Source organism: Aquimonas voraii (assembly GCF_900101825.1).
Classification (GTDB): Bacteria; Pseudomonadota; Gammaproteobacteria; order Xanthomonadales; family Xanthomonadaceae; genus Aquimonas; species Aquimonas voraii.
Genome location: NZ_FNAG01000011.1, coordinates 53,367 through 66,232, shown reverse-complemented (window position 1 = coordinate 66,232; position 12,866 = coordinate 53,367). Strand labels below are relative to the sequence as shown.

At 66.0% G+C, this 12,866-nt stretch carries 12 protein-coding genes and 1 pseudogene; 8 read left to right on the top strand and 5 right to left on the bottom strand.

The genetic code is table 11. From position 1 onward, the window contains the following. Positions 1–750, bottom strand: a complete 750-nt coding sequence (locus BLP83_RS14670; protein ID WP_091244373.1) for a pseudouridine synthase — start codon at positions 748–750, stop codon at positions 1–3. Positions 751–900: 150 nt separating this feature from the next. Here BLP83_RS14670 and BLP83_RS14665 point away from each other — a divergent pair, with 150 nt between their 5' ends. The 8 genes from BLP83_RS14665 (at position 901) to BLP83_RS19125 (ending at position 9,595) form a co-directional block, all read left to right on the top strand. Continuing rightward, complete coding sequence (locus tag BLP83_RS14665; protein WP_091244491.1) at positions 901–1,851, top strand: acyl-CoA desaturase; 951 nt, start codon at positions 901–903, stop codon at positions 1,849–1,851. Position 1,852: 1 nt separating this feature from the next. Beyond that, entirely contained in the window at positions 1,853–3,100 is a 1,248-nt protein-coding gene (locus tag BLP83_RS14660) for an NAD(P)/FAD-dependent oxidoreductase (RefSeq protein ID WP_091244370.1), read from the top strand. Beyond that, positions 3,097–3,912: a DUF1365 domain-containing protein gene (locus BLP83_RS14655; protein WP_091244365.1), complete on the top strand. Its 816-nt coding sequence runs from the start codon at positions 3,097–3,099 to the stop codon at positions 3,910–3,912. The genes BLP83_RS14660 and BLP83_RS14655 overlap by 4 nt, the downstream gene beginning before the upstream one ends. 139 nt (positions 3,913–4,051) lie before the next feature. After that, positions 4,052–5,320, top strand: a complete 1,269-nt coding sequence (locus tag BLP83_RS14650; RefSeq protein ID WP_091244488.1) for an SAM-dependent methyltransferase — start codon at positions 4,052–4,054, stop codon at positions 5,318–5,320. Further along, positions 5,317–5,844, top strand: coding sequence for a DUF2878 domain-containing protein (locus BLP83_RS14645; RefSeq protein ID WP_091244363.1), 528 nt, complete (start codon positions 5,317–5,319; stop codon positions 5,842–5,844). The genes BLP83_RS14650 and BLP83_RS14645 overlap by 4 nt, the downstream gene beginning before the upstream one ends. Positions 5,845–5,904: 60 nt before the next feature. Next, positions 5,905–6,639: a DUF1295 domain-containing protein gene (locus BLP83_RS14640; RefSeq protein ID WP_091244485.1), complete on the top strand. Its 735-nt coding sequence runs from the start codon at positions 5,905–5,907 to the stop codon at positions 6,637–6,639. Positions 6,640–6,675: 36 nt separating this feature from the next. Then, on the top strand, positions 6,676–7,707 hold the full coding sequence (locus BLP83_RS14635) for an SAM-dependent methyltransferase (protein ID WP_091244359.1): 1,032 nt from the start codon (positions 6,676–6,678) through the stop codon (positions 7,705–7,707). 343 nt (positions 7,708–8,050) lie between these two features. Further along, positions 8,051–9,595, top strand: coding sequence for a B12-binding domain-containing radical SAM protein (locus BLP83_RS19125; protein ID WP_091244358.1), 1,545 nt, complete (start codon positions 8,051–8,053; stop codon positions 9,593–9,595). 438 nt (positions 9,596–10,033) lie between these two features. Here BLP83_RS19125 and BLP83_RS19460 read toward each other — a convergent pair. From BLP83_RS19460 to BLP83_RS18395, 4 genes and pseudogenes are all read right to left on the bottom strand, one after another. Next, positions 10,034–10,360, bottom strand: a pseudogene (locus BLP83_RS19460) (hypothetical protein); the annotation flags it as partial. Between the two features lie 688 nt (positions 10,361–11,048). Further along, positions 11,049–11,351, bottom strand: coding sequence for a hypothetical protein (locus BLP83_RS14620; RefSeq protein ID WP_143006701.1), 303 nt, complete (start codon positions 11,349–11,351; stop codon positions 11,049–11,051). Positions 11,352–11,440: 89 nt separating this feature from the next. Further along, entirely contained in the window at positions 11,441–11,821 is a 381-nt protein-coding gene (locus tag BLP83_RS14615) for a hypothetical protein (protein WP_143006700.1), read from the bottom strand. Between the two features lie 265 nt (positions 11,822–12,086). Then, on the bottom strand, positions 12,087–12,725 hold the full coding sequence (locus tag BLP83_RS18395) for a hypothetical protein (protein WP_143006699.1): 639 nt from the start codon (positions 12,723–12,725) through the stop codon (positions 12,087–12,089). Positions 12,726–12,866: the final 141 nt, after the last annotated feature.

Genomic DNA, 12,866 nt, shown 5'->3' with positions numbered 1-12,866 from the left:
TCAGCCCGCCCCCGCGGCGCGGCGCAGGGCGTCAACTTCCTCCTCGGCCAGCCTGCGCACCGCGCCCTTGGCCAGCTCACCCAGCGCCAGCGGCCCGATCGCCACCCGCATCAGGCGCAGCACCGGCAGCCCGCCGGCGGCCAGCAGGCGGCGGATGTGGCGGTTGCGACCTTCGTCGAGGACGACCTCCAGCCAGGCGTTGCGCGGCCCTTGGCGCATCAACTCGATCGACACTGCGGACAGGCGTTCGCCGGCGTCATCAATGCCCGAGCGCAGGCGTGCCAGCAGGCCCGCGGCCGGCTGGCCTTCGACCTGCACCCGGTAAGTCTTGTGCAGCGGCGTGCGGGGCTCGGTCAGAGCGGCGTTGAAGGCGGGATCGTTACTCAGCACCAGCAGGCCCTCGCTGGCCTGGTCGAGACGCCCGGCCGGCGCCACCCAAGGCAGCCCCAGCCCCTCAAGGCAGCGGTAGACGGTCTCGCGACCGCGTTCGTCGCGCGCCGTGGTGACCAGCCCGCGCGGCTTGTTCAGGGCCAGATAGATGCGCTCGGCGCTCTGCGCCTGCCCACCGTCGACGACGATTCGCGGCTCGTCCAGCGCCGTCGGCGACTCCGGGTCCGTCACCACACGCCCGCGCACGGTCACGCGACCGGCGCGCACCCAGCGCTCGGCCTCGGAGCGCGAGCACAGGCCACGCTTGGACAGGACACGGGCAAGACCGTAGCGGGGGGAACGAGGGGGCTGGACAGACATCGCGCAGTGGCAGAGCGTTTGCATCCAGCGTAGGCGCTGGGCGCGTAGAGCCGCAGGTCAGGGCCCACCAGTGTGCCCCAGCCAGATGCAATCGCGTCGCGATTCACTGCGAAATCACCGATCACCCCCACAATCGCGCCCATGTCCGAAATGCCCACGCCCGATCCGGCGCCCCAGTCGCGCACCCTGCCCGCTCCGATCGCTGCCCTCGTCCGCTGGTTCGACAACAGCGTGCAGCCGGCCGATGCCGGCGATCCCGACCGCATCGACTGGCTGCGCGTGGTGCCCTTCATCGGCCTGCATCTGGCCTGCTTCGGCGTGATCTGGGTCGGCGTGTCCTGGTTCGCAGTGGCGGTCGCCGCCGGCCTGTATGCGCTGCGCATGTTCGCGATCACCGGCTTCTACCACCGCTACTTCTCGCACAAGGCCTTCAAGACCTCGCGGCCGATGCAGTTCGTGTTCGCCGTGATTGGCGCGATGAGCGTGCAGCGCGGGCCGCTGTGGTGGGCCGCCCATCATCGCCACCACCATCGCCATTCCGACCAGCCGGGCGACCTGCACTCGCCGGTGCAGCACGGGTTCTTCCGTTCGCACATGGGCTGGTTCCTGACGCGTGGCGCCTTCGGCACCGACACCGGCGCGATCGGCGACCTCGCCAAGTATCCCGAACTTCGCCTGATCGACCGCTTCGACGTGCTCATGCCGGTGGCGCTGGCGACCGCGCTGTTCCTGCTCGGTGGCTGGCTTGAGACGGCCGCGCCGGGGCTCGGGACCAGCGGCCCGCAGCTCCTGATCTGGGGCTTCTTCGTGTCGACCGTGGTGCTCTTCCACGCCACCGTCACCATCAACTCGCTGGCGCACCAGATCGGCAGCCGCCGCTTCGAGACGCGCGACAACAGCCGCAACAACTGGTGGCTGGCCCTGCTGACTTTCGGAGAAGGCTGGCACAACAACCACCACCACTTCCCCGGCTCGGCGCGCCAGGGCTTCCGCTGGTGGGAAATCGATCTGACCTACTACGGCCTCAAGCTGATGACCTGGCTGGGTCTGGTCTGGGACCTGAAGCCCGTGCCTGCGGGCTTGAAGCGCGGCAAGGACTGACATGCGCATTGCAGTGGTGGGATCCGGCATCGCCGGCATGGCGACGGCCTGGCAGCTCGCGCGCGAGCATTCGGTGGTGCTGTTCGAGGCGGATTCGCGCTTGGGCGGCCACACCCATACGCACACCGTTGAACGCGAGGGCCGCAGCTTCCAGGTCGACTCGGGCTTCATCGTCCACAACCCCGAGAACTATCCGCTGCTCACCGCGATGTTCCGCGAGCTGGGGGTGGAGACGCAGCCGACGACGATGAGCTTCTCGGTGCACAGCGAGCGCACGGGGCTCGAATACAACGCCGGCACCCTGAACGGCTTGTTCTGCCAGCGTCGCAACCTGCTGCGGCCACGCTTCTACCGCATGGTGGCGGACATCCTGCGTTTCTACCGCGAGTCACCGGCCCTGCTGCAGGGCGACGCGCAGGGCCCGGCGCTGGGCGACTACCTGCGCGAGCACCGCTACTCGTCGATGTTCATCGACGAACACCTGATTCCGATGGCCTCGGCGCTCTGGAGCTCGCCGTCGGACCGCGTGCTGCAGTTTCCGGCGCGGTATCTGGTGCAGTTCATGGCCAACCACCACATGCTGAGCGCCGGCGCGCGCCCGACCTGGCGGGTGGTCAAGGGCGGCTCCAGCGCCTACATCCGCGCGCTCGAAAGCCGCTGGCGCGTCGAGGCCCGCTTGTCGTCGGCGGTGCAGTCGGTGCGCCGGGTCGAGGGCGGCGTCGAGATTACCACCCCGCACTATGCCGAGACCTTCGACCAGGTCGTGCTGGCCTGCCACAGCGATCAGGCGCTGAAGCTGCTGGATCAGCCGAGCGAGCGCGAGCGCGAGGTGCTGGGCGCGATCCGCTATCAGCCCAACGAGACCGTGCTGCACACCGACGCGCGTCTGCTGCCGAAGAACCCGCGCGCCTGGGCCGCCTGGAACGCCCACATCCCGGCCGAGCCCAGCGCCGACTGCACGGTCAGCTACTGCATGAACCTGCTGCAGGGCCTGACATCGCGCGAGCCCTTTGTGGTCACCTTGAACCGCACGGCCGCGATCGACCCCGCCAAAATCATCGCGCGCATGCGCTATGCGCATCCCGAGTACACCCATGCCAGCGTCGCGGCACAAGCGCGCCGCGGCGAGATCAACGGCGTCGACCGCATCTGGTACGCCGGCGCCTACTGGGGCTGGGGCTTCCACGAGGACGGCATCCGCTCGGCGATCGACGTGGTGCGCGCGCTGGGCGTGCGCTGGCCGCAATGAAACCGGATGCCGACACGCGACCGCTGGCCAGCGCGGTCTATGTCGGCCAGGTGCAGCACCGGCGGCACGCGCCGCACCCGCACGCCTTCCGCTATCCGCTGTTCATGCTCTATCTCGACCTCGGCGAGCTTGAGCGCGTGTTCGCCGGGCGCTGGCTGTGGTCGGTGGGGCGTCGCAACGTGGCCGCCTTCCATCGCGAGGACTACCTCGGCGATGCATCGGTACCGCTGGACGAGGCGGTACGCCGCCGCTATGCCGAAGTCACCGGCCACCGCCCCGAAGGCCCGATCCGCCTGCTGACCCATCTGCGCTACTTCGGCTACAGCTTCAACCCGGTCAGCTTCTACTACTGCTTCAAGGCCGACGGCGAAACGCTGGAGGGCATCGTCGCCGAGATCACCAACACGCCCTGGAAGGAGCGGCACAGCTACGTGCTGCCGATCGACGGCGCCGAAGCCGGCACTCACGGCGAAATCGAGGCCGCGCTGCCCGCAGACCAATGGCGCTGGCGCTTCGACAAGCGCTTCCACGTCTCGCCCTTCATGCCCATGGATCGCGGCTACGACTGGCGCTTCAACGCGCCGGACGAACGCCTGTTCGTGCACATGAACATCGAGCGGGCGGACGGCCGCGACTTTGACGCCACCCTCACCCTGCAAAGGCGCCCACTGTCCGCGGCGACGCTGGCCGGCTGCCTGCTGCGTCACCCCTGGATGACGGCGAAGGTCGTCTTCGCGATTCATTGGCAGGCCCTGCGGCTGTGGTTGAAACGCAACCCGGTCTACGATCACCCCAACAAAACACATTCGTGATGACGCGCAGTCGACGCCGGGGCGTGCAGGCTGTCGCCCACTTCCGCAGCTTCCGGCCGATGCCCGCATGAATTCCCGCACCGAAGCCAGCACGCTCTATTCCGGCGAACCCTTGGGCAGCCAGCTTGAAGCCTTGCCGATGGCCGCCCTGAAGGGCCTCGATCGCCGCCTGCGCGCCCAGCTGCTGGGCCGACTGGCGGGCCTGCGCGAGTGCGAGCTGGTGGTCGAGGACGCCGAAGGCCAGGTCAAGCTCGGCCACGCGGTCGAGGGCCGCGAGACTCTGCGCTGCCGCATCCGCATTTTCGACCCGGCCTTCTACCGCATGGTCGCGGCCCAGGGCTCGGTCGGCGCCGGCGAGTCCTACATGGATGGTCACTGGCAGTGCAGCGACCTGGTCACCCTGGTGCGCATCCTGGTGATCAACCGCGATCTGCTCGACGCCGTGGAGGGCGGTCTGGCGCGTCTCGGCGGCTGGGCGCTCAAGGCCTGGCACGCCCTGCAGCGAAACACGCGCGCGGGCAGCCGCCGCAACATCGCGGCGCACTACGACCTCGGCAACGAGTTGTTCAAGCTGTTTCTCTGCGACAAGCTGATGTACAGCTCGGCGGTGTTCGACGACCCCGCCGAAGCTCTGGAGATCGCCTCTACCCGCAAGCTCGACCGAATCTGCCAGAAGCTGGACCTCAAGCCCGGCGAGCGCGTGGTCGAGATCGGTACCGGCTGGGGCGGCTTCGCAATCCATGCGGCCCGGCACTACGGCGTGCATGTCACCACCACCACGCTCTCAAAGGAGCAGCGCGAGCTGGCACTGGCGCGTATCGCCGAAGCCGGTCTCTCGGACCGCATCACCGTGCTGCTGTCCGACTACCGCGACCTCACCGGCAGCTACGACAAGCTGGTCTCGATCGAGATGATCGAGGCGATCGGCCACCAGTACCTCGACACCTACTTCGCCAAGGTCCGCAGCCTGCTCAAGGACGATGGCATGGCCCTGATCCAGGCCATCACCATCGAGGACCACCGCTACGAGGTCGCACTGAAGTCGGTGGACTTCATCAAGCGCTTCATCTTCCCCGGCAGCTTCATCCCTTCGATCCACGCCATGCAGGGCGCGATCGCGCGCTCGACCGATCTCAAGCTCTACAACCTCGAGGACATCGGCCCGAGCTACGCGCTGACCCTGCGCCACTGGCGACAGCGCTTCCTCGCCCGGCTCGATGAAGTGCGCGCCCTGGGCTACCCGGAGCGCTTCATCCGCATGTGGGAGTTCTACCTCTGCTACTGCGAGGGCGGCTTTATCGAGCGCTCGATCGGCGACGTCCAGCTGCTGCTGACCGCGCCGCGCTGCCAGCGCGCCGAGTACCTGCCTGATCTGCACGGCGCCCGCGCGCCGCAGCTGCACGCATGAAGCTGCTGGCCAACCTCGTCTGCTTCCAGCTGGTCTGGATGGTGACCGTCGGCGGCGCGGCACAGGGTCTGTGGTGGGCAGGTCCGGTCGCGGCAGCCCTGTTCGCCGCCTGGCAGGTCCCGCTGTCACCGGCGCCGCGCGCGGATCTGAAGCTCATGGCCATCGCCGCGGTCGCCGGTTTCCTGGTCGACACCGCCCTCGTGCTGGGCGGCCTGCTGGTGTTCGAGACGCCCGTGCCCTGGGAGTCTGCGGCCCCGATCTGGATCGTCGCCCTGTGGGTGGCTTTCGCTCTCACCCTGAACCACTCGATGGATGCACTCAAGCGTCGGCCCGTGCTGGCCGTGCTGCTCGGCCTGATCGGCGGCCCCCTCGCCTACTGGGTGGCCGCGCACGTCTGGCATGCCGTCGATCTGAATGGCAGCGCCCTGCTGAGCCTCGCGGTCATCGGCGCCGTCTGGGCGGTGCTCACGCCCTCCCTGCTCGCGCTGGCCGAGCGGCTGAAACGCGAACCGAGGGCGGTCTGAGTGTCCAACTTCTCGCCCGAGCTTCTGGTCGCCGTCGTGGGGGGCGCAGCGGTCGTCGGCATGAGCGCCGTCTGGCTGCTGCAGATCCGCACCCGCAATGCCGGCTATGTCGACGTCGCCTGGGCCGCCCTGCTCGCGGTCGCCGCCCTGCTCTACGGCAGCTTCGGCCCGGGCGCTGGCCTGCCGCGGCTGCTGATCGCCATGCTCGGCGGCATCTGGGGCGTGCGCTTGGCCCTTCATCTGCTGGCCCGGGTGCTGCACGAAGCCGAAGATGGCCGCTACGCCGCCCTGCGCGAGCACTGGCAGGGGCACCAGGGCAAATTCTTCGGCTTTTTCATGGCCCAGGCACTGCTGGTGGTGCTGTTCTCGCTGCCCTTCCTGGCGGTGGCCACCAATCCGCACACGGGCCTGAGCCTCAGCATGCTGCTCGGCGTGCTGGTCTGGGCCGGCAGCCTGGCCGGCGAGAGTCTGGCCGACATGCAGCTCGCCAAGTTCCGCCGCTGCCCCGGCAATCGCGGCAAGACCTGCCGCGTCGGCCTCTGGAACTGGTCGCGGCACCCGAACTACTTCTTCGAGTGGCTGCACTGGTTCGCCTACGTGCTGCTGGCCTGGGATTCGCCGCTTTGGTGGCTGAGCCTGATCGGCCCGATCGCGATGCTGGTTTCGCTGCTCTGGGTGACGGGCATTCCGTACACCGAGCAACAGGCCCTGCGTTCGCGCGGCGAGGACTACCGCCGCTACCAGCAGGAAGTCAGCATGTTCTTCCTCTGGCCGCCGCGTCGCCCGCGCGCCTGACGCCCTTTCCTTCTTCTTCCCGAGAGCCGACGCCCGATGAGCCTGATCGACCTGTGCGAACGCGGGCTGGTGCCCGATGCCCTGACCCGACTCGGCATCCGCCGCCTGTGCGCGCAGCGCCTGCGCGAGGAACACGCGGGCGACGCGGTCGCCGCGTGGACGCGCTTCCGCGAACTGCTGGACGGCCTGCGCGAGAGCCCCTTGGCGATCGAGACCGATGCCGCCAACCGCCAGCACTACGAAGTGCCGGCGCGCTTCTTCGAGCTTTGCCTCGGCAAGCGACTGAAATACAGCAGCTGCTACTACCCGAGTGGCCGGGAGACCTTGGACCAGGCTGAAGAAGCGATGCTGGCGCTGTACGGCGAGCGCGCCGAACTTGCCGACGGCATGCGCATCCTCGAACTCGGCTGCGGCTGGGGCTCTCTGACTCTGTGGATGGCCGAGCGCTTTCCGAACGCGCGCATCCTGGGCGTGTCGAACTCGGCCAGCCAGCGCGAGCACATCCTCGGCCAGTGCGCCAAGCGCGGCCTCACCAACGTCGAGATCCTGACCCGCGACGTCAATGTGCTCGACTTGGGCGACCGCCGCTTCGACCGCGTGGTCTCGGTCGAGATGTTCGAACACGTGCGCAATTACCGCGTGCTGTTCGAGCGCATCAGCGGCTGGTTGGACCCGGGCGGCAAGCTGTTCTGCCACATCTTCTGCCACCGCGAGCTGATGTATCCCTTCGAGACCGAGGGCGAAGACAACTGGATGGGCCGCTACTTCTTCACCGGCGGCCTGATGCCGGCGGCCGACACCTTCCTGCACTTCCAGGAGCACCTGCGGCTGGAGGAACAGTGGCGCCTGTCGGGCACCCACTACGAGCGCACCAGCAACCACTGGCTGGAGAACCAGGACCGCCATGCCGACGAGATCCTGCGCCTGTTCGAGGACGTCTACGGCAAGGCCGAGGCGAAGGTCTGGGCGCAGCGCTGGCGCATGTTCTGGATGGCCTGCGCCGAGCTGTTCGGCTACGCCGGCGGCAACGAGTGGCTGGTCGCGCATTACCGCTTCCAGAAGCGCTGAGGCGATCGGCGGACTGCGCTCGATGTGTTCGTCTCGCTCTGCAGAGCGAGACGTGGGGTGAGGCGGTGTCGTGCTCATGGTGGGCCGGGGCCCACCCTATCCAGCGCGAGGAATGAGAGCGCGTTGAGCCCCGACGAAGCGGGCGTTGGTCACCCGATCACGCTTCGCGGACTCATAGGGTGGGCCCTGGCCCACCGTGGCATCCGGGGCTCGCCACACACCCGAGCGTCCGACCACCCGGGGCGAGCTCCCGGTTTCGCACCACGCCTGCGGTTCGGGATTCCGGGTCAACTCGCAGACCTGCGATTTCCGCCAACCCCACCGCAGCCCGTACCCTGTACGGATGCCTGCCATCGTCCTTGCCACCCTCAACGCCCGCTACGCCCATGCCTCGATGGGTCTGCGCTGCCTGCGCGCCAACCTTGGCGAGCTGCGCGAGCACTCGGTCATCCGCGAGTTCGTGATCGGTCAAAAGACCGAGGAAATCGTCGAGAAGCTGCTGGCCGAATCGCCGCGCATCCTCGGCCTCGGCGTTTACATCTGGAACGTCGAGGAAACCACGCGAGTGGTCGCCCAGCTGCGCGTGGTCGCGCCTGAGGTGACGATCGTGCTCGGCGGCCCCGAAGTGAGCCACGAGACCGATCAACAGCGCATCTGCGCGCTGGCCGACTACGTCATCACCGGCTGGGGCGACCTCAGCTTTGCCGAGCTCGCGCGCGCCCTGCTCGCCGGCACGCCGCCCGCCGCCAAGCGCATTCCCGGCGCGCAGCCACCGCTGGCCCAGCTGGCCCTGCCCTACGCCGAATACAGTGATGAAGACCTGAAGGGTCGGCACCTCTACGTCGAAGCCTCGCGCGGCTGCCCCTTCAAGTGCGAGTTCTGCCTGTCAGCGCTCGACAAGACCGCGTGGCCGTTTCCACTGCCCGCTTTCCTCGCCGAGCTGGAAACCCTGTACGCCCGCGGCGCGCGCCAGTTCAAGTTCGTCGACCGCACCTTCAACCTCAAGGTCGACACCTCGCTGGCGATCCTGCAGTTCTTTCTGGACAAGCTCGAAGCCGCACCGGACGACCCGCTGTTCGTGCATTTCGAGCTGATCCCTGACCACCTGCCCGAACGCCTGAAGGCGATGATCGCGCGCTTCCCGCCCGGCAGCCTGCAGTTCGAGATCGGCATCCAGAGCTTCAACCCCGAGGTGCAGGCGCGCGTGTCGCGCAAGCAGAACGACGCTGCCGCCGAGGCCAACCTGCGCTGGCTGCGCGAGCACAGCCGCGCGCACCTGCATGTCGACCTGATCGCAGGCCTGCCCGGCGAGGACATGGCCAGCTTCGCCGCCGGCTTCGACCGTCTGGTGCGGCTGGCCCCGCACGAGATCCAGTTCGGAATACTGAAACGCCTGCGCGGCGCGCCGATCGCCCGCCACACCGCCGAGTTCGACCTGCGCTTCAACCCCGACCCGCCCTACAACATCCTCTCCACCCGCGAGCTCGACTTCGCCACCCTGCAACGACTGTCGCGCTTCGCCCGCTACTGGGACCTGGTCGCCAACTCCGGCCGCTTCCCGCGCACGCTGGGCCTGCTGCTGGACGAGTCGCCCTTCGCCCACTTCCTCGCGTTCAGCGACGGGCTCTACGCACGCATCGGCCAGACACATGCGATCGCCCATGAGCGACTTGTTCTACTGCTGCGTGAACACCTGCAGGCGCGAGGTGACACACCAGGCGACGCAATCGACTGCGCCCTGATTGACGACTACCGCGCCGCTGGCGGCCGCTCCCGCTTCGACTTCGAACCCGCCGACAGCCCGGCACCGCAGCCGCGGCAGCGCGACGCGCCGAAGGCCGGGGCGACGCCGAAACGGCAGGCGCGGCATCTGCGGGCGGGGGCCTGACGCAGCGGCCGTGTTGGGCGCCGGCATCGGTCTCCCTGAAACCGTGGATCGATCAGCGAGCGGCAAGCAGAACGCCCGCCACCGCCACGACGGAAGGCCGCCCTTGCGAGGGGGGGCTGCTCGAGTGCAGGCTCGCCCGGCCGGAATCAGCGAAGTAGGACTGGCCTCTGCTGTGTCGCGGGTTTCGGTCAGGCGCTGGTAGGCCTGGTAGGTGTAGGCGATGTCGCTGACGGTGGCGCCGTTGCGGCGTACGACTTCCTGCCTGCGGTTGCCGACTGGGTCCAGCGTGTAGGTCGTCTCGGTGACGCTGCCGCCGGGTGCGGTGACGGTGGTGCCGGTGAGGCGGTCGTCTTTGTCGTAGTCGTAGGTCGTGCGCTGGGTGCCGCTGGCGTCGATGCGGCGCTCTTCACGTCGGTTGCCGCGCGCGTCGTAGGCGTATTCGAAGCGCGCGACTTCGCTGCTGCCCTGGTGGTGGGTGATGCGCTCGATGCGGCCGGCGGCGTCGTAGCGGGTTTCGCTGCGCGCGCCGTTCGGGTGGGTGATCTGTTGCAGGCGGCCGGCGCTGCTGTAGCTGAGCTCCGTGCTGCCCGCGGCCGTGGTCTGGCGGGCGATGCGGTTGAGGCGATCCGGCGCGGTGGTGGTGGTGCCGGCCGGGTCCGTCACGCTCAGGCGGTTGCCGGCTTCGTCGTAGGTCCAGGTGCTGCGCTGGTTGAAGCGGTCGTCTTCTTCGATCAGGCGGCCCTGGCCGTCGTAGCGGCGCTGCACGTGGTGCGGGCCGTCGGCGGCGCCGTACTGGCTCAGCGTGGTTGGCTGGCCGTCGCCATCCAGCGTAAAGGCCTCGCGGCTGACCTCGCCGCTTTGGGCTGCGCCGTAGCGGCGCTCGGTGATGCGACCCAGGCCGTCGCGCTCGATCTCGATGCGCTGGCCGGCGCGGTCGGTGTGCACGCGCAGCTCGCCCTCGCCGTTGTAGGCAAAGCCCTCGTCGCCGCCGATCGGGTGGTCGATGGCGATGACGCGGTGGCGGGCGTCGTAGGCGAAGCGGGTGATGATGCCGGCGGCCCCGCTCGCGCGCGAACACGCGGCCAACGGGCTTCGCAATCAGCATCACGCCGATTGCGAGGGGCAGAGCAAGTTGTCAAAGAGCGGTCGCGGCCAAATGCTCGGCCCGACACTGATCCTATCTGTGATCGCTGGATTGGCGCTGCAGCCAACGACTGACTTCCTCTTGGGAGAGTTCTTTGTTGTGCCACTCCAGCACGCTAGCCTCACCAATACGAGTAGAACGCACTGCATCTGTAAAGCTCCACCCATCGTTCTTCGTCAATCGCCACTCGAATCGCACCCGCTCCTGGTGGAGAGCGCATCGGACAGATACAGGAAATCATCACTTCCATGCTCGGAAATCTTTGCCAAATGAACAGGCAGCCCTGTCAACTGCGGAGGCTGTCGTTTCCTATCTTTCCTTCAATCTAGCCACTAGCTCGGGCGATTTTCTCCTAATCTCGTTCGCGAGGCTCGCCAGAAAATCTACTCCGACCGCGCGAAACCTTTCGATTTCCTCGTCGTTTAGCTTCATTTCAAGCTCATACATTGCGAATCCACCGCAAAGAACCTCCAAAAACAAACCTCCGCCACCGCCCTCAGTAAGCGCGAACTGGTGCTCTTGCGAGAGCAATTTTACAGTCCTCATTCCTGCACCCTCAATGGAACCAACTGAGACGTCCCAGACACCCCAGAAGAGGGCACCAGCATTCATTTGCATCTTGACCTGGCGAGATCGCCGATCGCAGGCTTAAGTCAGCTGGGACCCTGCAGTTGAGAACTGAAATCATCGCCCCAAGACAGTCACTTAAAGCGGAAATCTCGACTCCACTCCCGCACTTTGTAGCGATGGGAATACGCGATCAACTTCACCCGCGGCACCTCATCTTCCACCTTTAATTTGCCGCGCATCGAGAAACCCGAAAATCCTGTCTCTGGAGAAAAACCATCAAGGATTGCCTCGACAATGAAACCACAAGGGTAATCCGAATCTTTGAGGATGATCCTCACTTCACCACTTGCAGCAATCGAGCCGCCACTGATCGGAGCTTCTAGCAGCAGGTCGTTGGCCACAACCCGATCCGCGCCCATGAAGACCACCTTCAAGCTGATTGATTGGGAAGCTTCTTCACTGAGTCTGACGACAACGGGCCTAATCGCAAACTCGATGATTTCTTCGATCATGCGCTTATCCTCAGGCACAACCACGCCACTCATCGTGGCACCCTGATGTCGCAGGCTTATTCAAGGCAACGCAACATCAACAGCTGCTGCACCACCGATCCCGACAGCTTTCACTGAGTGCCTTGCGCGCGAAATGCTCGGGTAGTTCGCTGCCATCAATCTCTTTCTAGTCGATGAACCCGTAGATTCGTCTACGTCACGCGATAGTGATGCCCAGCGTCCGCTGCGCTTCACTGTAAGCCATAACCCGTGCATTTGGAATTGGCTAATTACGAGCAACCATCGCACTGCGAGATCCGAAATAATCTCCCTTAGCGAGACTCACACCAAAGTAATTGCACGCGACCTCGATATCTTGAGGACCGATACGAGCCCTAACTCTCTTTGACAAATACTTCGCAGCATCCTCGAACTCGAAGGGCGTGCCTTGGTCGATAAACACCCAGCGACCACCGTCGTTCGAAGACACAATCGTCCGCGTCGGCTCTTCTGCTCGCGCGCTGTAGTACTGGAACTGCATAGATCGATAGACGTTTACGGCACCATCTCGGACTTGATCCATGCGATCCGGAGCATTAACAACTGCGAAAGCGTCCACAGAAAGAAAGCGCGCGCACATCGCTGAGACCGTGAAACAGTCAGAAAGCCCAACGCTGCTCCCAAAGATCACGGTCCAATCCGAATCAGTCGAAACCAACAGTTCACGAGTCATTGGCGAAACCAGCGGCTCAAAACTCTGTAGCACCGCCTCTAAAGGCTCATTGTGCAAATCGACGCGCGCCTCAGGAAAGTTCCTCCGAAGAAGCTCAAGATACTCGCGCACTAGGTCGTCAAACCGAAGCTTCACGAACGCACAACAGAACGTCACTGGCGCAAACCGTCCGCAAAAGACCTGGGGGATCACTGACTTGCCCTCAAGATGGAGACGGCGGTCTCAGGAGGCGAGTGCGCCCGCAAAGCATCAAGTGCAGCCTTCTTTGCAAGAAGCGCCATTTCTTGGAACTTGAGCAATCTTGGAGACTCTTCGCCAGGCAGCTTCTTGATC

Bases quoted from the DNA above. Each gene is read 5' to 3' on its own strand.
- BLP83_RS14670 (WP_091244373.1), bottom strand. From the start codon at position 750: ATGTCTGTCCAGCCCCCTCGTTCCCCCCGCTACGGTCTTGCCCGTGTC.
- BLP83_RS14665 (WP_091244491.1), top strand. From the start codon at position 901: ATGCCCACGCCCGATCCGGCGCCCCAGTCGCGCACCCTGCCCGCTCCG.
- BLP83_RS14660 (WP_091244370.1), top strand. From the start codon at position 1,853: ATGCGCATTGCAGTGGTGGGATCCGGCATCGCCGGCATGGCGACGGCC.
- BLP83_RS14655 (WP_091244365.1), top strand. From the start codon at position 3,097: ATGAAACCGGATGCCGACACGCGACCGCTGGCCAGCGCGGTCTATGTC.
- BLP83_RS14650 (WP_091244488.1), top strand. From the start codon at position 4,052: ATGGCCGCCCTGAAGGGCCTCGATCGCCGCCTGCGCGCCCAGCTGCTG.
- BLP83_RS14645 (WP_091244363.1), top strand. From the start codon at position 5,317: ATGAAGCTGCTGGCCAACCTCGTCTGCTTCCAGCTGGTCTGGATGGTG.
- BLP83_RS14640 (WP_091244485.1), top strand. From the start codon at position 5,905: ATGAGCGCCGTCTGGCTGCTGCAGATCCGCACCCGCAATGCCGGCTAT.
- BLP83_RS14635 (WP_091244359.1), top strand. From the start codon at position 6,676: ATGAGCCTGATCGACCTGTGCGAACGCGGGCTGGTGCCCGATGCCCTG.
- BLP83_RS19125 (WP_091244358.1), top strand. From the start codon at position 8,051: ATGCCTGCCATCGTCCTTGCCACCCTCAACGCCCGCTACGCCCATGCC.
- BLP83_RS14620 (WP_143006701.1), bottom strand. From the start codon at position 11,351: ATGAATGCTGGTGCCCTCTTCTGGGGTGTCTGGGACGTCTCAGTTGGT.
- BLP83_RS14615 (WP_143006700.1), bottom strand. From the start codon at position 11,821: ATGATCGAAGAAATCATCGAGTTTGCGATTAGGCCCGTTGTCGTCAGA.